Source organism: Bradyrhizobium sp. UFLA05-108 (assembly GCF_059803455.1).
Genome location: NZ_JBANAZ010000029.1, coordinates 13,583 through 33,403 on the forward strand (window position 1 = coordinate 13,583; position 19,821 = coordinate 33,403).

17 protein-coding genes are annotated in these 19,821 nt (G+C 62.8%); 9 read left to right on the forward strand and 8 right to left on the reverse strand.

Annotation, left to right across the window (positions count from 1 at the left end; all coding sequences use genetic code 11):
* The first annotated feature begins 102 nt into the window (after positions 1 to 102).
* Genes SO140_RS21655 through SO140_RS21665 form a run of 3 tightly spaced genes read left to right on the forward strand, consistent with a single transcriptional unit; the run spans position 103 to position 2,601 of the window.
* Positions 103 to 912, forward strand: coding sequence for a crotonase/enoyl-CoA hydratase family protein (locus SO140_RS21655; RefSeq protein WP_449379615.1), 810 nt, complete (start codon positions 103 to 105; stop codon positions 910 to 912).
* Positions 913 to 925: 13 nt separating this feature from the next.
* On the forward strand, positions 926 to 1,057 hold the full coding sequence (locus SO140_RS21660) for a hypothetical protein (protein WP_449379614.1): 132 nt from the start codon (positions 926 to 928) through the stop codon (positions 1,055 to 1,057).
* Positions 1,054 to 2,601 carry an acyl-CoA synthetase gene (locus tag SO140_RS21665; RefSeq protein ID WP_449379613.1) on the forward strand — a complete coding sequence of 516 codons (1,548 nt, stop codon included), beginning with the start codon at positions 1,054 to 1,056 and terminating at the stop codon, positions 2,599 to 2,601. Before SO140_RS21660 ends, SO140_RS21665 begins: the two co-directional genes overlap by 4 nt.
* 213 nt (positions 2,602 to 2,814) lie before the next feature.
* Here SO140_RS21665 and SO140_RS21670 read toward each other — a convergent pair whose 3' ends face one another.
* Both SO140_RS21670 and SO140_RS21675 read right to left on the reverse strand, forming a co-directional pair.
* Positions 2,815 to 3,993 (reverse strand): OpgC domain-containing protein, encoded by a 1,179-nt coding sequence (locus SO140_RS21670; protein ID WP_449379612.1) that lies wholly within the window; start codon positions 3,991 to 3,993, stop codon positions 2,815 to 2,817.
* A 340-nt stretch (positions 3,994 to 4,333) separates the two neighbouring features.
* Positions 4,334 to 5,737, reverse strand: coding sequence for an invasion associated locus B family protein (locus SO140_RS21675; protein WP_449379611.1), 1,404 nt, complete (start codon positions 5,735 to 5,737; stop codon positions 4,334 to 4,336).
* 459 nt (positions 5,738 to 6,196) lie between these two features.
* Here SO140_RS21675 and SO140_RS21680 point away from each other — a divergent pair, with 459 nt between their 5' ends.
* Together SO140_RS21680 and ppc are read left to right on the forward strand one after the other, a co-directional pair.
* Entirely contained in the window at positions 6,197 to 6,601 is a 405-nt protein-coding gene (locus SO140_RS21680; protein WP_449379610.1) for a YccF domain-containing protein, read from the forward strand.
* Between the two features lie 240 nt (positions 6,602 to 6,841).
* Positions 6,842 to 9,652 carry a phosphoenolpyruvate carboxylase gene (ppc, locus tag SO140_RS21685; protein ID WP_449379609.1) on the forward strand — a complete coding sequence of 937 codons (2,811 nt, stop codon included), beginning with the start codon at positions 6,842 to 6,844 and terminating at the stop codon, positions 9,650 to 9,652.
* Positions 9,653 to 9,784: 132 nt separating this feature from the next.
* Here ppc and SO140_RS21690 read toward each other — a convergent pair whose 3' ends face one another.
* From SO140_RS21690 to SO140_RS21700, 3 genes are all read right to left on the reverse strand, one after another.
* On the reverse strand, positions 9,785 to 10,699 hold the full coding sequence (locus SO140_RS21690) for an SDR family NAD(P)-dependent oxidoreductase (RefSeq protein ID WP_449379608.1): 915 nt from the start codon (positions 10,697 to 10,699) through the stop codon (positions 9,785 to 9,787).
* Between the two features lie 134 nt (positions 10,700 to 10,833).
* Complete coding sequence (locus tag SO140_RS21695) at positions 10,834 to 11,973, reverse strand: thiolase C-terminal domain-containing protein (RefSeq protein ID WP_449379607.1); 1,140 nt, start codon at positions 11,971 to 11,973, stop codon at positions 10,834 to 10,836.
* A 3-nt stretch (positions 11,974 to 11,976) separates the two neighbouring features.
* Complete coding sequence (locus tag SO140_RS21700) at positions 11,977 to 12,390, reverse strand: Zn-ribbon domain-containing OB-fold protein (protein ID WP_449379606.1); 414 nt, start codon at positions 12,388 to 12,390, stop codon at positions 11,977 to 11,979.
* Between the two features lie 201 nt (positions 12,391 to 12,591).
* Between SO140_RS21700 and SO140_RS21705 the strand changes: the two genes are divergently transcribed.
* The 4 genes from SO140_RS21705 to alkB all read left to right on the forward strand — a co-directional run bounded on the left by SO140_RS21705 (position 12,592) and on the right by alkB (position 16,218).
* Positions 12,592 to 13,944: an amidase gene (locus SO140_RS21705; RefSeq protein WP_449379605.1), complete on the forward strand. Its 1,353-nt coding sequence runs from the start codon at positions 12,592 to 12,594 to the stop codon at positions 13,942 to 13,944.
* Positions 13,937 to 14,623, forward strand: a complete 687-nt coding sequence (locus SO140_RS21710) for a DUF2848 domain-containing protein (RefSeq protein WP_449379604.1) — start codon at positions 13,937 to 13,939, stop codon at positions 14,621 to 14,623. The genes SO140_RS21705 and SO140_RS21710 overlap by 8 nt, the downstream gene beginning before the upstream one ends.
* A 185-nt stretch (positions 14,624 to 14,808) precedes the next feature.
* On the forward strand, positions 14,809 to 15,555 hold the full coding sequence (locus tag SO140_RS21715; protein WP_449379603.1) for a 2OG-Fe(II) oxygenase: 747 nt from the start codon (positions 14,809 to 14,811) through the stop codon (positions 15,553 to 15,555).
* Between the two features lie 9 nt (positions 15,556 to 15,564).
* Positions 15,565 to 16,218: a DNA oxidative demethylase AlkB gene (gene alkB / locus SO140_RS21720; RefSeq protein WP_449379602.1), complete on the forward strand. Its 654-nt coding sequence runs from the start codon at positions 15,565 to 15,567 to the stop codon at positions 16,216 to 16,218.
* 9 nt (positions 16,219 to 16,227) lie between these two features.
* On the opposite strand, the gene SO140_RS21725 is transcribed toward alkB, so the two are convergent.
* From SO140_RS21725 to hpaD, 3 genes are read right to left on the reverse strand one after another with little or no spacing between them, the layout of a single operon-like run.
* Positions 16,228 to 17,853, reverse strand: coding sequence for a thiamine pyrophosphate-dependent enzyme (locus SO140_RS21725; RefSeq protein ID WP_449379601.1), 1,626 nt, complete (start codon positions 17,851 to 17,853; stop codon positions 16,228 to 16,230).
* A gap of 21 nt (positions 17,854 to 17,874) precedes the next feature.
* Positions 17,875 to 18,744, reverse strand: coding sequence for a fumarylacetoacetate hydrolase family protein (locus SO140_RS21730; RefSeq protein ID WP_449379600.1), 870 nt, complete (start codon positions 18,742 to 18,744; stop codon positions 17,875 to 17,877).
* A gap of 3 nt (positions 18,745 to 18,747) precedes the next feature.
* Entirely contained in the window at positions 18,748 to 19,731 is a 984-nt protein-coding gene (gene hpaD / locus SO140_RS21735) for a 3,4-dihydroxyphenylacetate 2,3-dioxygenase (protein ID WP_449379599.1), read from the reverse strand.
* Positions 19,732 to 19,821 lie beyond the last annotated feature (90 nt).

Sequence of the window (19,821 nt, forward strand, 5' to 3'; positions counted from 1 at the left end):
GTTTCCCCTCGATGGATTTTGAGTTAATTGGTCGATTGACTAAATCTGGCCGCCGCCCTCCTGTAAAGCCGCGACCGATCAAGAACAGGGGAGAATCCGTCGATGGAAGAGCGCGTGTCGATCTCGGTTTCGGAAGGCGTCGCCGACGTTCGCCTGGTGCGGGCGGACAAGATGAATGCGCTCGATCAGGCGATGTTTCAGGCATTGGTCGACGCAACCGACCGGCTTTCCAAGGAAAAAGGCGTGCGCGTCGTCGTGCTGTCCGGCGAGGGGCGGGCGTTCTGCGCCGGCCTCGACATGGGTCGTTTTGCCGCGATGAAGGAGAAGGGCGGCAATGGAATTCCGGGTGGCGAAAATCGTGATCTCACCGTGCGCACGCACGGCAAGGCGAATTTTGCGCAGCAGGCGGTGTGGGGCTGGCGTCAACTTGCGGTGCCCGTGATCGCCGCCGTGCACGGCGTCGCCTTCGGTGGCGGCTTCCAGCTCGCGCTCGGCGCCGACATGCGCTTCGTCGCACCCGATGCGCGGATGTCGATCATGGAGATCAAATGGGGCCTCGTGCCCGACATGGCGGGCACGCCGATCCTGGCAAGCCTCGTGCGCGACGACATCCTGCGCGAGCTCACCTATACGGGCCGCATCTTCTCGGCGCAGGAGGCGATGTCCTACGGCCTCGCGACGCGTATCTGCGATGACCCACGTGCTGTCGCGCTCGAGGTGGCGCGCGAGATCGCCGGCAAGAGCCCCGATGCGATCCGCGCCGCAAAGCGCATGCTGAACAATCTCTCGGTCGATCCGGCTCCCGCGCTGCTTGCCGAATCCGTCGAGCAGCAAAAGCTGATCGGTAGTGCGAACCAGACCGAAGCCGTTCGCGCCAACATGGAAAAGCGCGCGCCGAAGTTCGCGGATTGATGAACTCTTCGTCATGGCCGGGCTTGTCCCGGCCATCCACGTTGTTGGTCGAAGGCGACGAAGCAAGGTCGTGGATCACCGGGACAAGCCCGGTGATGACGAAATAACCGACCTGTCGCCGGTCAACGAAGAAAAGCAAAAATGAGCGAAACGTCCCAACTCTTCCTCGGCCTCGCCTCCGGCGAACGCCACCGCAGCCATGCGGAAGTCGCCGACCGTGCCGATCGCATCGCAAGCGGGCTCGCCGGGATCGGCGTCAGACAAGGCGATTGCGTCTGCATGCTCATGCGCAACGACATCGCCTTCCTGGAAGCTGCCTACGCCGCGATGCGGCTAGGTGCCTACGGCGTGCCGATCAACTGGCACTTCAAGCCGGACGAGATCAACTACATCCTGCAAGACTCCGGCACGCGCGTTTTGATCGCGCATGCCGACATGCTGCACGCCTTGCACGATGCTATTCCTGAAGGCATCACCGTGCTCAGCGTGCCGACGCCGCCGGAAATCCTGAAGACCTACAAGATCGATCCCGGTCATCTGGCAATACCGGACTCCGCCATCGATTTCGATTTGTGGCTCGCACAATTTCAGCCCTATGACGGCCCCGTCGTGCCGCAGCCGATGAACATGATCTACACCTCGGGCACGACGGGCCATCCCAAGGGCGTGCGGCGCAGTGCGCCTACACCGGAACAGATGGCTGCGGGCGATCGCATGCGCGCGATGATCTATGGCCTGAAACCCGGTTCGCGCGCGCTTTTGCCGGGACCGCTCTATCATTCCGCGCCGAACTCGTTCGGCATCCGCGCAGGAAGGCTCGGCGGTGCTCTTGTGCTGATGCCGCGCTTCGAGCCGCAAGAGTTTCTGGCACTGATCGAACGTTATCGCATCGACACCATCTTCATGGTGCCGACCATGTTCATCCGCCTGATGAAGCTGCCGGTCGAGGTACGCCAAAAGTACGACATCTCCTCGCTGCGCCACGTGATCCACGCCGCCGCGCCCTGTCCGCCCGACGTCAAACGCGCGATGATCGAGTGGTGGGGGCCGGTGATCTACGAATTCTACGGCTCGACCGAATCCGGCGCCGTGACCTTCGCGACGTCAGATGACGCGCTGAGGAAACCCGGCACGGTCGGCAAAATCTCGCCTGGCGCCGAGCTGCGCTTCCTGGGCGAAGACGGCCGCGTGCTTGATGTGGGCGAGATCGGAGAAATCTATTCGCGCATGCGCGAGACGGCGGATTTCACCTATCACAACAAGCCCGAGAAGCGCACGGAGATCGATCGCGACGGCTTCATCACCTCGGGTGACGTCGGCTATATCGACGCGGACGGCTACGTCTTCATCTGCGACCGCAAGCGCGACATGGTGATCTCGGGCGGCGTCAACATCTATCCGGCCGAGATCGAGTCCGTGCTGCACGCTGTTCCCGGCGTGCACGATTGCGCCGTGTTTGGCATCCCCGACGCCGAATTCGGTGAGGCGCTGATGGCGGTGGTCGAGCCGCAAGCCGGCATCACGCTCGATGAGGGCTCTATCCGCACCCGGCTCAAGGCCCAGCTCGCCGACTACAAGGTGCCGAAGCACATCGAGATCCGCACGGAGCTGCCGCGCGAAGATTCCGGAAAGATCTTCAAGCGCCGTCTGCGCGATCCCTATTGGGACGAGGCGGGACGGAGGATCTGAGGTCGTGCAGTAGCCCGGATGGAGCGAAGCGCAATCCGGGATCGGCTCCGCGTATCCACGCGCATCCGCGATGATCTCCGGGCGGCCGCGTTCGAGGTTGCGCGTGAGATCGCTGGCAGACTGAGCAATCTATCACGATTTTGCTCCCGATGTCCGCTTGAGAAGTTGCTTCAGGCTCGGTGTGCACACGCGGCATAGAACCGACGGTTACGTTCAAACCACCATTCTCGCACCCGACTTGGCCGCGATGGGTGCTTCCTTGCGTGGCCGCTTGATGATCTTGTCGACCTTTTTCGACCAGTCGCCGTAGTACGCCAGGGCGCATAGAATTCCGATCCCAACGACGCTTATCAGAATTTGAGCAAGTAACGTTCCTGAGCTAGTCGTCAGCACGAAAAAGCCGAGGAACGAGAGAAATATGCCGACGCAGAACACCCGCAGGGACTGTTGGCCGCATTTGATGAGCGGATCGCAAATGGGGCTCTTCAGCCCCTTCCAATCCATTGGCATGAAGCGGATCACGAGCAATGCGATCACAACGAAATGCACGGCTCGGTAAGGCGCAAGATTTGTCTTGTCGTTCGGATTGAAGGCATCAAACATCCAGTCTGGAACGATCTGCCTGATGCTTTCGACGGAAGCCGCCAGCGTTAGGATGAGGGCAAAAACCAGATAGCCGATGCCCAAACTCACGACCCACCGTGAAATGAGGAAAGGTCGGATTTCTGTGCCTCCACCGAGTGCAGTCCACGCGCCCAGACAGAACAGGAACTGCCAGCAGAGGGGATTGAAGAACCAATGGCCTTCGGGATAGGCGGCAAGGTTCCAGCCGAAATGACGGGCCGCGAGATAGAGCAAGAACGACGCTAGTAGCGTGAGACCAGGGCGTCGCAGCATGATCCATAGCACCAACGGAAACAGCGCCATCAATACGATGTAGAGAGGTAGGACGTCGAGGTTGACCGGCTTGAACCGCAACAGGAGGCCTTGTATCAGCATCGCGAAAGGTCTGTCGCCCAGTCTTGCCACATTGAATTGATGGACAAGGGTGTCAAATTGAAAGCGATAAGCGACATATCCGACCGTCGCGACGTAGAGCACAAACACCATGACATGCGCGACGTAGAGTTGCCAAACCCGCCTCCATAGCCGCGTCGCACCGACGACAAACCCATGGTCTCGCATCATGCGGCCAAAGACTAGCGCTGCCGTGTATCCTGATATGAACACGAATAGATCGGCCCCATCGCTGAAGCCGTAGTTGCGCGTGGTGATCCAGTTGACCACGTTATTCGGCATGTGATTGAGAAAAATCGCCCAATTTGCCACTCCTCGCAGCAAATCAAGACGCAGGTCGCGGCCCTGAGAAGGAAAGACGGCTGTAATCTTCATCTTGGCTCGCGAGCCTCAATCGGACGCAACACCGGGCGTTCGACTGCAAATCATACCTTCCGTCTCTTTTGGAAGATTGATTCAGGTCAACCGTCTGCGCGAGCCCGCCACTAACAATGCTCGTATCTGACTGGAGCCGATCCGATGCCGAACCGTGCTTTTAATAGGCCCCACGAGGGACGGGGTACATCAAGAACCAAGGTAACCGTATCCCGTCGCATGGCTTGCTTGGAACGTCATCGCGGTTGCGCTGTTGCCCGCCTATGTCGCGGGCTGACGCGAACCGACGACACTGCGCATGGCGGGCTCTAACGCTTTCTTTGAAACACCGGAAAACGGCTCATTCCTGATCCATGCCGAAGTCAAATGTCTCCGCGGGTGCTCCCTTCCGAACGGTGCCAAATTGATCAAGCGATAGCGTCAACGCGATGGATGAGGAGTTCAGGTCCGCAAGTTCGAGCTTCAGTTGCTTTCCGGAGTCGAGCTTCGCGATGAGATTAGAGTTAACGGGGGCGGCTGCAATGCAGATGTTAGTCAGGCACCAATTGAAAGGAAACTGAGTCGGGGGTCCCTGATCCACGCTGACTTTGACGCCCTTTTGCAGGTTCGCCCCTTGTGGAACGAAAAGTTGCATGCGAGCAGCGCCGTCAGCGCGCCGGATCAGATCGACTCTGGCCACGACCTGACCAAGATCGTCGGTGCCGGTCGATGTCGTACGGCAGATCGCAGTCCCATCACTGGAATTGAAACAGAGCTTTCTCCAAGCCAAGTATTGAATCGTTTGAGGTAGGCGCACCCTGGGAGCTTTTGCTTGTAACTCCGCACCAGAACGGGAGCCGCCCATTTGTTGCTGCGCGCTGCTGGTTGCTGAATGCTTCTCAAGAAATTGGCTTACCAGCGGAGACCAGATGGGTACTGCGTCGGGGGAATCGATCATGAAGTGGCCGTCGCCTCCGAATGCTGGCAGCACATGATATTCGGCGTTTCCTCCCGCCGCTACGAAAGCATCATGCATCCGCTTCGTCAGCTCTGGCCCGAAATAGGTGTCGTTCTCCGTGTATATCCATAGCATCGGTACTCGCGCCGACTGACCGAACTCGCTCGTCGTTGCGACGAGTTCGTCGGGAGCACAGTTGTTGTTCGGTTTGCCATCTACTCTGCCTCCGCGTCCTGCCGCAAAGGTAATGACAGCTTGAACTGACGATGGGTTGAGGCTCGCGAGAGCCATCGACCCCCATCCACCGCCAGACTGACCCACGACGACAACCTTGCCGGGCTGAATGAATTTCTTCTTGCTCATGTAGTCGATGACCCACTCATTCATGGTGGCGATGGCAAGTCCCGGGCCTTTGAAGTTAGGGTTGTTGCAGGTGCCAACGTGCGCAAAGACCGCTCCATAGAGCCCCTGATCTTTGTCATCCAGGCTACTGGCTCCGTATCTCACCGGTGATATGACAAAATAGCCGCGGCTCGCGAACCACCGCGCAGCCGCGCGGTACTCGATAGTCGGGAACATAGTCCGTTCCTGAAGGCCGAGCGCAATTCCGTGATTCATGATCACAAGAGGAAATGGGCCATCGCCGATCGGCCTTACCACGAAGGCAAGCATAGGAAGTGGGAAGGGGAGCGCCCAGATTTCCTCTTGGATTGTTGGCGATGCTGCAACGTCTTCCGCTACCGCCTGGGAATGAAGAGCCGGTGGAGATGCTAGCAAGGCCAGAGCAATCAGAAGGCGCTTCAGCATCTTCTTACTCCGTTCTTGGGAAAAATGCTTCAGATACTATTGGAAGGCTAAGTGGCCGAGACTCGAGCCCTTTGACGTAGATCAAGCCCCGAAGTCTGAAAAATCCTCTGACCTGCGGCCACTCGTGTTGGACTGCCGCCGTGCTCGGGAATCTTGCGCATCCGCTTGTTCCGAATTCTGCCCTCTTCGTCCTGAACAACGAAACGTGTCCTAGGTTGCGCCTTGATAGGTGGGGCGGAAGTTCGGAGGTCTATCGCTGTTTCATAAATCGGATAAGCGAAGCGACATCCGGGACTTTGACGGTACCGACCCGCATTCCGCTTCGCTTCATGCGGGCTACAAGCTCTTAACCAACGCGAAGGCCAATTCCCGGCATTGCCTGGAGCGAATTTCGGAGCTGTCTTCGCAGCAACAGCTTTCGAGCTTATACAAGCGGGGTCATTGACGGCGGATTATCTCATGGCTCCGGTTTCGATCCTGCTCAACTTGCTCTGGATTCTCATCGGCGGTGCCTGGATGGCGTTCGGCTGGCTGGTGGCTTCCATCATCATGGCCATCACCATCATCGGCCTGCCCTGGGCGAGGGCGGCGTTCAACATCGCCGTCTACACGCTCCTGCCGTTCGGCTCAAAAGCGGTGCGGCGCGACGAGGTCACCGGAGAGAGCGATATCGGCACTGGCCCGCTCGGCGTGCTCGGTAATATCGTCTGGTTCCTGCTCGCCGGCTGGTGGCTGGCGCTCGGCCACGTCATTACCGCCGTGATCCTGGCGATCACCATCATCGGCATTCCCTTCGCCTGGGCTCACCTGAAGCTCGCGGGCATCGCGCTCTGGCCGATCGGCAAGGTGATCGTGCCGGCCTAGCCCCAACCATCCCATCTACAACATCTTGTGTTTCTGGTTCGATGCGTCGGGCAAGCCCTACTTTGCATGGGGTTGATTTCGAGGAAAATGACATCGCGCGCGCCGTTAGGGCAAGTCGTCTGAACGACGTTGCCCTTCGCCCTCCAGTGTGCGCCGCCCCCAAGTTTATCTTGCACCGCGGCAAAAAACTTGCACACTCGCCGAGCCGGGCAGCCAAGGGACTTCGAAGGGAATTTAGCCATGTCCCTCCAGACCGTACCATCTGACACAGCGATCGATCGTTCCAACCGCGCCGAGGAGGCCCAGGCGCTGGAGGCCGATGTCCGGCTGCGGGACGATATTCGCCTGCTCGGGCGCATCCTGGGCGACACGGTGCGTGACCAGGAGGGCGCCGACGTGTTCGACCTGGTCGAGCGGATCCGCCAGACCTCGATCCGGTTCCACCGCGACGAGGACCGGCTCGCTCGCCGCGAGCTCGAGCAGATCCTCGACAGCATGTCGATCCCCGATACTTTGCGCATCGTCCGCGCCTTCAGCTATTTCTCCCACCTCGCCAACATCGCCGAGGACCAGAACAACATCCGCCAGATGCGCGCCCGGAGCGCCGCCAAGGAAACCGGATCACGCGGCGGATCGGGCGTGCTGGCGGAGACGCTGGCGCATGCGAAGAGCGCGGGCGTGAGCGCCGACGCGTTGCGCGGCTTCTTCAAGGAGGCCCTCGTCAGTCCGGTGCTGACGGCGCATCCGACCGAGGTCCGCCGCAAGAGCACCATGGACCGCGAGATGGAGATCGCGGCGCTGCTGGACAGCCGCGAGCGCCTTGCCATGACGGCGGACGAGGCCGCGGCCAGCGACGAGCAGTTGCGGCGCGAGGTGCTGACGCTGTGGCAGACCAATCTGCTCCGCCGGACCAAGCTCACCGTGCTCGACGAGGTCGCCAACGGCCTGTCGTTCTACGATTACACCTTCCTTCGCGAGGTTCCGCGCCTCATCAACGCGCTGGAGGATCGGCTGGAAGAGGGCGGCGAGCAGGCGGCAGCCGAGCTCGCCTCGTTCCTGCGCATGGGAAGCTGGATTGGCGGCGATCGTGACGGCAATCCCTTTGTCACCGCCGACGTCATGCGGGGCACGCTACGGCTGCAATCGAGCCGGGTGATGCAGTTCTATCTCAACGAGCTGCACGTGCTCGGCTCGGAATTGTCGATCGCGGCGCATCTTGCCGATATCTCCGAGGAGCTGCGCGCGCTCGCCGAGCGCTCGCCCGACACCTCGCCGCACCGGAGCGGCGAACCCTATCGCCTCGCGGTCTCTGGCATCTATGCCCGTCTGACCGCGACGGCCGAAAAGCTCCAGGTCGAGATCACGCGCCGCCCGGTCGGCAAGGGCGCGCCGTACGAGAGCGTCAGGGAACTGCAGGCCGATCTCGACGTGCTGCATCGCTCGCTGATCTCCAACAACGCCCGCGTCATCGCCCGCGGCCGGCTCCGGCTATTGCGCCGCGCCGTGGACTGCTTCGGCTTCCATCTGGCGCGACTCGACATCCGCCAGAACTCGGCGGTGCATGAGCGCACCATCGCCGAGCTGATCGATGCGGCAAATCCCGGCATGTCCTATCTCGCGCTCGGCGAGGAGGCGCGCATTGCGCTGCTCACCAACGAATTGCGCAGCACGCGCTCGCTGGTCTCGCAATTCATCAAGTACAGTGACGAGACGATGGGCGAGCTCAACGTATTCCATGCTGCCGCGGAGGCGCATGCGAAGTTCGGCTCGGACGCCATTCCCCAATGCATCATCTCGATGTGCAAGGGCATGTCGGACATGCTCGAAGTGGCCGTGCTGCTCAAGGAGGTCGGTCTCGTCAATCCGTCGGGGCGCAGCGCCATCAACGTCGTGCCCCTGTTCGAGACCATCGAGGACCTGCAGGCCTCATCCGGCATCATGGACCGCATGCTGGCGCTGCACGATTACCGCAGGCTCGTCGACAGCCGGGGCAGCGTGCAGGAGGTGATGCTCGGCTATTCCGACAGCAACAAGGACGGCGGCTTCGTCACCTCGGGCTGGGAGCTCTACAAGGCGGAGATCAATCTCGTCGAAGTGTTCGAGCGCCACGGCGTGCGCCTGCGCCTGTTCCACGGCCGTGGCGGCTCGGTCGGCCGTGGTGGCGGGCCGAGCTATGACGCGATCATCGCTCAGCCGGGCGGCGCGGTGAACGGCCAGATCCGCATCACCGAGCAGGGCGAGATCATCTCGTCGAAATATTCCAACGCCGAAGTCGGTCGCAACAATCTGGAGATCCTCGCCGCCGCGACGCTGGAGGCGAGTCTCTTGCATCCGCGCCAGAGCGCGCCGCGGCGCGAATATCTGACCGCGATGGACGAACTCTCGAGCCTCGCCTTCAAGGCCTATCGCGGCCTCGTCTACGAGACCGATGGGTTCGTCGACTATTTCTGGTCGTCGACCGTGATCAACGAGATCGCGACGCTCAACATCGGCAGCCGCCCGGCTTCGCGCAAGAAGACCCGCGCGATCGAGGATCTGCGGGCGATCCCCTGGGTGTTCTCCTGGGCGCAGTGCCGCCTGATGCTGCCCGGCTGGTACGGTTTTGGCAGCGCGGTCGAGACCTGGATCGCGGAGCATCCCGACAAGGGCATGCCGTTCCTCAAAGAACTCTACAAGGAATGGCCGTTCTTCCGCATGCTGCTGTCGAACATGGACATGGTGCTTGCAAAAAGCTCGATCGCGATCGCCTCGCGCTATGCGGAGCTCGTGCCGGACGAAGCCTTGCGCGAGAAAATTTTTGGCCGCATCCGCCGCGAATGGCATTCATGCATTGAGACGCTGCTCGATATCATGGGGCAGGACCGGCTGCTGCAAGGCAACCCGCTGCTGGAGCGTTCGGTGCGTCACCGCTTCCCTTATCTCGACCCGCTCAACCACGTGCAGGTCGAGCTATTGAAAGAGCACCGCGCGCAGAATCCGGACGAGCAGGTCCTGCGCGGCATTCAGCTCACCATCAACGGCATCTCGGCGGGCTTGCGGAATACGGGTTAGCGCAACACATTCAGTCGTCATGCCCGGGCTTGACCCGGGCATCCACGTCTCTGCGCAGTCGTGTCTGCACGTGGATGGCCGGGGCAAGCCCGGCCATGACGTGTGGAGGCGATGGGCGCTAAGCGGTGACCGTCACACCGGATCCCAGGTGAAGATGTCGGCCGAGCGATCGAGCTTGTAGAACGAACCCTTCAGCGCCGGCATCGCGTGCTCGGCGATCGACTGCGGTGTCCAGCCATCGCTGCTCTGCACGGAGCGGATCGGGCGTGACTGGCTCATCAGGAATATCTCGTTCATGCGGACGGCAAAGATCTGACCGGTGACGTCCTTGGCGGCGTCGCTGAGGAGATAGGCGACGACCGGCGCGATCAGTTCCGGGCCCATCTTCTGGATCTTCGCCACGCGCGCCTTCTCAGCGTCGGTCTCGGTCGGGATGGTGCCGATCATGCGGCTCCAGGCGAACGGCGAGACGCAGTTCGAGCGCACGTTGAAACGGTTCATGTCGAGCGCGATCGACTTCGACAGGCCGACGATGCCGAGCTTGGCCGCTGCGTAGTTAGCCTGGCCGAAATTGCCGATCAGGCCGGAGGTCGAGGTGAAGTGCACGAAGGAGCCGCTCTCCTGCTCGCGGAACAGCCGTGCGGCGGCGTGGCTGACATAGAACGAGCCCATCAGGTGCACCTTGATGACGGCCTCGAAGGCTTCCACGCTCATGCGGTGGAAGATCATGTCGCGCAGAATTCCGGCGTTGTTGACGACGCCGTCGAGCCGGCCGAAACGATCGGTCGCGCTCTTGACGATCTTGCTGGCGGGAATGGCTTCGGCGACGCTCTCGAAATTGGCCACCGCCGTGCCGCCACGCTTCTTGATCTCCTCCACGACCTCTTCCGCCGGTGCTGCGCTGGAGCCCGAGCCATCCGACGCTCCGCCGGGATCGTTGACGACGACTTTGGCGCCCTCGGCTGCGCACAGCAGCGCGATCTCTCGTCCGATGCCGCGGCCCGCGCCGGTGACGACGACGACCTTGTCCTGCAGTGAATTTGTCATGTGAGTTCTCCGCTATCTGTTCCAATCTCCGCCGTCATTCCGGGGCGCGAAGCGCGAACTATGGTGCGTAATTGCGCACCTGAGAATCTCGAGATTCCGGGTTCATGCCACGCATGCCCCGGAATGACGGGCTGTCACCTCTCGTTCGTGAACACGATCGTGCCGCTCGCGGCGAACATGCCGCCGACGCCGTGGCACACCGAAATCTTCGCGCTCGGTACCTGCGCCGGCGCGATGCCGCGCATCTGGCGCACGCTCTCTTGGAGCGCGTACATGCCGTACATGCCCGAATGCATGTAGGAGAGGCCGCCACCATTGGTATTGAGCGGCAGCTTGCCGCCGGGCCGCGTGTTGCCGTCGGCAATCAAACTGCCTGTCTCCTCATAGGGCATGAAGCCGAGATCGCCGAGACCGAACAGCGGCAGATGCGCGAACGCGTCATAGATCATGAGATGATCGACGTCCTTGTGCGCGATGCCGGCTTCCTTGAAGGCGAGCGGACCCGCGACCTTGAAGGCACGCGAGGAGTTGAACGTCTCCATCTGACTGACCATCGGCGTCTCCACGCTCTCGCCGGTGCCCATGATGTAGACCGGCTTGTGCGGAAAATCCCTGGCGCGGTCGGCCGAGGTCAGGATCAGCGCGCCGCCGCCGTCGGTGACGAGACAGCACTGCAGCAGCCGGAACGGGTAGGCGATCATGCGCGAGTTGAGCACGTCGGCGACCGTGATCGGCTCCTTCATCATCGCGCGCGGGTTCTTCGCCGCCCATTCCCGCTGCACCACCGCCACCATCGCAAGCTGCTCATGGGTGATGCCGTAGGTCTTCATGAAGCGCAGCACGGGAATCGGGAACATGCTGGGCGGGCCGTAGACGCCGAAGGGTGCCTCGAACTGGCCGTTGAGGCTGTCCGGCGCGGTAAAGCGCGGCTGCTTGCCGATCATCGACTTGCCGCTCTCGGCATGGGTGATCAGCACGGTCTTGCACAGGCCGGCTTCGATGGCTGCGGCGGCATGGCGAACGTGGAGCATGAACGAGCATCCGCCGACCGACGTACCGTCGACCCAGGTCGGCTTGATGCCGAGATAATGGCAGACCTGCTGCGGCGTCTCGACGGCGGTGGCAAAGCCGTCGATGTCGGACAGCTCCAGTCCGGCGTCCGCGATGGCATTGAGCGCCGCATCCGCATGAAGTTGGAGCTGCGACATGGTTGGGATGACGCCGAGCTCGGTGGTCTCGGCTGCGCCCACGACGGCAACCTGGTTCCTGCGCATGGCCTATCCCTTCGCCGGACGGAACACGGGGAGGGTGATGGCATCATCGAGCTTCTGAAAGACGACCTCGAGCTTCATGTCGAGCGCGAGTGCTTCCGGCGTCTGCGGACAGTCGATGATGTTGCTCATCATCCGAGGCCCCTCCGCAAGCTCGACCACAGCGATCGCGTACGGTGGAGTGAAGCCCGGCGCGGCGGGGCGGTGGTTGATCACATAGCTGTAGAGAAAACCCTTGCCGCTCGCCTTGAAGATGCTGACCTTGCGGGAAGCGCAGGACGGGCAGAACGGACGCGGAGGGAAATAGACATGCGCGCAGGCGACGCAGCGTTGCAGGCGCAGCTCGCCCGCTTTCGTGCCGTCCCAGAAATGCTGCGTTTCCGGCGTCGGCTTCGGTCGCGCGCGCTGCGGTTCGGCCATTGCGGCAGGTCCTCCCAAGTATGTCCTCCCAAGACGCAGGCGTCACGCCCGCCCGTTTCGATCTTGATGCGACAATTGACTATTGGCAGTCAACGGTCCAGCGACGTGCGCGCATGGTAACTATACCGTCTCGCGCGCAATGCTTGTGTCGAACTGAGCCAGCGCGATAGATTGCGCGTGCCAATATTCCGTGAGACAGACATGCCCAACTTTTTTCCGACACTGGCGAAGCTTGCCGAAGACCTCGAGAGTGGCCGCACAACCTCCCGAAAGCTGGTTGAGGAATGCCTCGCCAGGATCGCCGATCCGGCCGGCGAAGGCCAACGCACCTTCATCCATGTCGACAAGGTTGCGGCGCTCGCCTCGGCTGATGCGATGGATGGATTGCGCAAGGCCAACGCGGCGCCGTCGCGCTATGCTGGTATCCCGATCTCGATCAAGGACCTCTTCGACATCAAGGGGCAGACGACGCGCGCGGGCTCGCGGGCGCTCGACGATTCCGATCCGGCGGAGCACGACGCGGCGGCGGTGGCGCGGCTGCGCCGTGCCGGCTTCGTGGTGATGGGGCGGACCAACATGACCGAGTTCGCCTATTCCGGCATCGGCATCAATCCGCATTTTGGCACGCCGAAGGGCGCCTGGAACCGGGCCGAGGGCCACGTGCCTGGCGGCTCGTCCTCCGGCGCGGCGGTGTCCGTGCTGGACGGTATGGCGCATGCTGCGCTCGGTACCGACACCGGTGGCTCCTGCCGCATTCCGGCGGCCTATAACGGCATCGTCGGCTACAAGCCGACGCAACGTCGCGTGCCGCTCGATGGCTCAGTGCCACTGTCATTCTCGCTCGACAGCATCGGCCCACTGGCGCGAACGGTCAGTTGCTGTGCGGTACTCGACGCCGTGCTGGCGGACGAGCCGATCGTTCCGCTGAAGCCGCGCCCGGTGAAGGGCATGCGGCTTGCGGTGCCGACCACCATTGCACTCGACGACCTCGATACGGCCGTGGCGCAGACCTTCGAGCGGGCGCTGGAAGCGCTCGCCAGTCACGGCGCCGCCATCGAGCGCATCGAGATGTCGGAATTCCACGACATCGGCCCGATGAACGCCAAGGGCGGCTTTGCGGCCGCCGAAAGCTTCGCATGGCATCGCTACCTCATCACGGCCAAGGGTGACGTCTATGATCCCCGCGTCGCGGTTCGGATCATGCGCGGCGAGGCGCAGACTGCGGCCGACTACATCGATCTTCTCAACGAGCGCCGCTCGCTGATCGCGCGGGTCAATGCACGGATCGCGCCCTATGACGCGCTGGTGCTGCCGACCACCGCCAACACGCCGCCGAAGATCGCCGATCTTGCCGACGACAAGGCGTTCACCACGGCTAACCTGCGTGCCTTGCGCAACTGCACGCTCATCAACATGATCGATGGCTGCGCTATCTCGCTGCCGGCCCATCGCGAGGGCGAGGTTCCCGTCGGCCTGATGCTGGCAGGCGCTGGTGGATCGGACCATCGCATTTTCGAGCTTGCTGCCGGCATGGAGGCCGTGATCCGTGTTTGACCTGACCTTCACCGTCGACGCCCAGGACACGACAACGCCGCTGACGCTTGCGATCGACCAGGCCGTCATCGCCGGCTGGACCGGCCGCGATCCCGTCGCGCGCGACAAGCACATTGCCGAGCTTGAGGCCGTCGGCATCGCGCGGCCGGCATCGACGCCGATCTACTACCGCGTCTCGGCGCGGCGGCTGACGATGGAAGACTGCATCGAATGTTGCGGCGGCGAGTCCTCTGGCGAGGTCGAATTCGTGTTGATCGGCTGGCAGGGCCGCATCTTCGTCGGCTGCGGCTCTGATCATACCGACCGCAAGGTCGAGGCCTACAGTGTGACCGTCTCGAAGCAGATGTGCGACAAGGTCGTCGCGCCCGTGCTGTGGGAACTCGAGGATGTGATCGACCACTGGGACAAGATGATCCTGCGCTCCTACGCCTGGATCGAGGGCGAGCGCGTGCTCTATCAGGAAGGCACGCTGGAGGCGATGCTGCCGGTCGATGAGCTGATCGCGCGCGGGTTCGACGATAAGAAGCTGCCCGATGGTTGCGCGATGTTCGGCGGCACCTTCGCGGCCAAGGGCGGCATCCGCCCCGCCGACCGCTTCGAGTTCGAGCTGGAGGATCCGGTGCTGAAGCGGACGATCAAGCACGCCTATGATGTGATTACGCTGCCGGTGCTGGGCTGATGCGTCTCCACCGTCATTGCGAGGAGCTCGCGACAAAATTGCGAAGCAATTTTGCGCTGAGGCGACGAAGCAATCCAGGCGGTTCCGCGGGAAGATTCTGGATTGCTTCGCTTCGCTCGCAATGACGGGGAGGCGGTCGGAAATCGGGTGGCGGCGTGGGCGCCGGGGGTGCGAGGATGAATGCCATGACAGCGATCGCACGAAAACCAGCCCAATTCTCCTCCGCAGCTCGTGCCGCCAGGGTCGACGAACTCGACTGGGCGCACATCGAGGGCGAGCTCGACGCGCAGGGTTGCGCAGTTCTGAAGAGCCTGCTCACGCCCGACGAATGCCGCAGCGTAGCCGCGCTCTATCCCGACGACGCACACTTCCGCAGCCGCATCGTCATGGGCCGTCATGGCTTTGGCCGGGGCGAGTACAAGTATTTCTCCTATCCGCTCCCCGATCTGATCGCGCAATTGCGCCCGGCGCTCTACGCACATCTGCATGGCGTGGCCAATCGTTGGAACGAGGCGATGGGGATCGACATCCGTTATCCCGCGGCGCATGCGGCGTTCCTGAAGCGTTGCCACGAGGCGGGGCAGAGCAGGCCGACGCCGCTGCTGCTGCAATACGAGGCCGGCGACTTCAACTGCCTGCACCAGGATCTCTATGGCGAGCACGTCTTCCCGATCCAGGTCGCGATCCTGCTTTCGGAGCCCGGGCGCGATTTCACTGGCGGCGAGTTCGTGCTGACCGAGCAGCGCCCGCGCATGCAGTCGCGCGCCGAGGTCGTGCCTCTCGCACAGGGCGATGCGGTGGCTTTCGCCGTGCATCATCGCCCGGTGCATGGGACACGCGGCACCTATCGGGTTAATCTGCGCCACGGCGTCAGCCGGATCCGGTCCGGACAACGCCATACGCTGGGGGTGATCTTTCATGATGCGAAGTGAGCGCAGCCGTTGACGGCGGATTTGTTTGACAGCCTCGCCGAGGCGCAGCCACCGCGCGAAGACATCGCGGACGGAGCCGTGCTGCTGCGTGGATTTGCGAAGCCGATCGAGCACGCGCTGATTACCGCCGTCCGCGCGATCACGGCGCAGTCGTCGTTTCGGCAGATGACGACGCCCGGCGGCTATCAGATGTCGGTAGCGATGACGAATTGCGGCGAGCGCGGCTGGATCACCGATCACACCGGCTATCGCTATGACCCGATCGATCCGCTGTCCGAAAAGCCGTGGCCGGCTATGCCGCCGATATTCCGAGACCTGGCGAAACGCGCGGCCGAGGAGAGAGGTTTTCCCGACTTCGCGCCCGATGCGTGCCTCGTCAATCTCTACGAGCCCGGCACGCGACTGTCGCTGCATCAGGACAAGGACGAGCTGGATCTCTCAGCACCGATCGTGTCGGTCTCGCTCGGCCTTCCCGCGATCTTCCTGTTCGGCGGCATGGCGCGCAGCGACAAGCCGCGCCGCTTTCGGCTGGTGCACGGCGACGTCGTGGTGTGGGGCGGGCCCTCGCGGCTCGCTTATCATGGCGTCGCGCCGCTCGCCGATGGCGAGCATGCGCTGCTCGGCCGCCAACGGATCAACCTGACCTTCCGCAAGACGCGATGAAGCCGCGGCTCAAGGCTTCGGCGGATGAATGAACGCCCAGGGGCTGACTTCCGAGTCGCGCGGCACTTCGATCGACAGGAGATACGGCCCGCCATGGGCGAGCGCCTTCTCCAGTGCGGCCTTGAAATGATCCGGTGAGGTCACGCGCGCAGCCGCGACACCAAAGGACTCCGCGAGCTTGACGAAATCCGGATTGACGAGATCGGAAGCCACCACACGGCCGTCAAATCGCTCGCGCTGGTCGCGGCGCACGTTGCCATAGGCGTTGTTGTTGAACACCAAAGTCACCACGGCGATGTTGAACTGTACGGCGGTGGCAAGCTCCTGGACACCGAACATGAAGCCGCCGTCGCCGGTGATCGCCACGACCGGTTTGTCGGGATTGGCGACCTTGGCCCCCAACGCAGTGGGGAAGCCGGAGCCGAGCGTGCCCTGATAGCCCGAGGTGATGAAAGTGCGCGGCTCGTAGATCGGAAAGCCGTACCAGGAGGCGAAGCCGACCTGCGATAATTCGTCGGTGACAACAGCGTTTGCCGGCAACACGTCGCGCAGGATGTTGAGATACGCCATCTGCGGCTGGATGCGCTGGATCTCCGCTTGGGCGGACGCGGTCGCCTCGCGGATCGCCGCGCGCCGGCCACTGGTCTTGCTGTAGCCCGCCTTGCGGACGGCGGCTGCAAGATCGGCGGTCGCGGCCTTGGCATCGGCAACAACCGGCGCGTCCGCGGAAAAGCGTCGCATCTCAACCGGGTCGATATCGATCCGGATGCACTTCAATCCGTCCGGACGATACGGCCAGCGCGACATGGTGGGCAGCTCGAGCCGCGTGCCGATGCCGATCATGAGATCAGTGTTCGGCCACAGCTTGTAGGCGGCCGCCATGGTGAGCCCAAGCTCGTGAGCATTGGAGACGATGCCGCGACCGCTGCGAAAGGCGACGACGGGGGCGTCGATCATCTCGGCGAGTTCGAGGATCTCTTCGCGCGCGTCGATCGCGCCGCTGCCGACGAAGATCATCGGTGCCTTCGCGGCCTTGATCAGGCTAGCGGCCTGTTTCACGGCGTCTGGATCGGGCTGCGGTGGAGGCAAGAGCGCCAACACCTGCGCAGCCGCCGTGTGGGCGCGCTGCGTGAAGACGTCCCAAGGCATCTCGACCGAGGCGGGGCCGCGACGTCCCGACAGCATCTCCTGAAATGCACGCGCGACCACCGTCGGCGCGTTGGCCGCCGCTTCGATCCTGTCAGCCCATTTCACATAGCTGCGCAGGGTCGCGAGCTGATCCGGCATTTCATGCAGGTGCCCGCGGCCCTTGCCGAGAAAGGCTGTCGGCACCTGGCCGGTGACGCAGAGCACCGGCTCGTTGCAGCCAAAGGCGGTCAGAAGCGCGGCGCTCGCATTGAGCACGCCGGGGCCGGGCACCACGCTGAACACGCCGGGCTTGCCGCTCGCGCGCGCGTAGCCGAACGCCATGTAACCGCAGGCCTGCTCGTGCCGCGCGCCGATCACCTTGAGCTGCGCCTGGTGGAAGGCGTCGAACAGTCCGTAGACCTGCGCGCCGGGCAGGCCGAACACGGTGTCGACGCCATGGGCGACGAGGCCGCTTACGATCGCTTCGCCGCCGGTGAGGGTAGCCATGGTTGTCTTCCAATCCAGATGTCAGGCTTCGTCGACGACGCCGTTGCGCAACAGGCCGATGCCGTCGGCTTCGACTTCGATGACATCACCGGGCTTGAGATAGCGCGGCGGATCGAAGCGTGCTCCGGCGCCGGTCGGCGTGCCCGTGACGATGATGTCGCCGGGAACGAGCGTTGCGAAGGTCGAGATGTAGTTGATGAGATAGCGGAACGGGAAGATCAGCCGGCTGGTAGAGTCGTCCTGCCGGAGCTCACCGTTGACGCGTGTGGTCAACCGTACATCCGCAAGCTGTGATTCCTGCTTGTAGGGCACCAGCCACGGGCCGAGGCTACCGCTGGAATCGAAATTCTTGCCCTGCGTGACGTTGAATTTTGCGTGCCGCAGCCAGTCGCGTACTGAGCCCTCGTTGCAGAGAGTGATGGCCGCAATGTGGTCGAGTGCGGTGCTTTCCGGAATGTGCCGGCCGGCCTTGCCGATCACGAGCACGATCTCGCCTTCATAGTCGAGCTGCGCGGACGCGCGCGGGCGCACCAACGGCGTCTCGTGGCCGACGAAGGAGCGCGGCGAGCGCATGAACATGCTCGGATATTTCGGCGCGTCCTGGCCATCCCTGTACTCGGCGTTGCGGTCGGGATAGTTGACGCCGATGCAGATGATCTTTTCCGGCGCAGGCACCGGCGGCAGCCATGTGATGTCGGCGAGCGCGTGATCCGGCGTAAGGGCGGCAGCGTCTTCTGCAAAGCTTACCAGCTTGCCGACTGCGATCACCTCGCGCAGTGTCGGATAGTCCTTGGCGTGGCGCGTGGAGAGATCAACGATGCCGCCGTCGACGACGACACCGTATTTGGTCGCACCCTTGACGGAGTAAGTGGCGAGGCGAGGGGCTGTCATCACTCAATCCGCCACCAGCACGTCGGCCACGAATTTCGGCTCGCGTACGGCCTGGCCCGTGAACGGCGAGCCCTGCTCGAACCATGAGCGCGGGGCGGGCGCGCCCCACAGCGTCTGCCGGCGCGGATCGCGCAGCGACCAGCGCAGCGGCTCGTGGTCGTGATCGCCGGTGAAATAATCGCTGGTGTAAAGCTCGAGACGATGACCGTCGGGATCGCGGACATAGAGGAAGAACGCGTTCGAGATACCGTGGCGTCCGGGACCGCGCTCGATGTTCTTCACAAAGCCCTGCGAGGCCATCACGTCGCAGAGATGGATGATGTTCATCGCCGTCGGCGTCCAGTAGGCGAAATGATGCAGGCGCGGGCCCTTGCCGTTGGTGATGGCGAAGTCGTGGACGTTGCCCTTGCGATGCATCCAGGCGGCGGCGATGCGGCCGTTCGGCCCATCCTCCTCGGCATATTCGGTGAGACGGAAGCCGAGCCGCGCGTAGAAGTCGACCGTGTCCTGCACTTCGGCGGCGAAGACGTTGAAGTGATCGAGCCGCTGCGGGTGGCATCCCCGGTAGAGATCGTAGCGGCGCAAGAGATGAGGCCGCTTCTCCATCGAGGCGTAGAGCTCGATCTGGAAGCCGAAAGGATCGGTGAATTGCAGCGTGCGAGCCTGGAAGGGCTGGTCGACGAATGCGTGCTTGAGACCGTTCTCGGTGAGGAACGCAGCCGCCTTGTCCAGATCCTTTTCGTTGCCGACCTTGAAGCCGAGGCGGTTGCAGGCCGGCACGGCGGCCTTGCGTAGCACCAGCGAATGGTGCTGATGCTCCTCGGCGCCGCGCAGGTACACGACGCTGTCGTCGGCATCCTCGACATGCAGCCCGACGGTGGTCTCGTAAAATTCGCGGCTAAGCTTCAGATCGGTCACGTCGAGCACGGCGTGGCTCGAACGGATGATGTTGAAGGGCGGCTCGAAGACGTGTTGCGGTGCCGGCATTGCGTTTCCCCTCTCTAGGCCCGTCATTCCGGGGCGGTCCGTCAGGACCGAACCCGGAATCTCGAGGTTCCCCGATGCGCAATTGCGCAT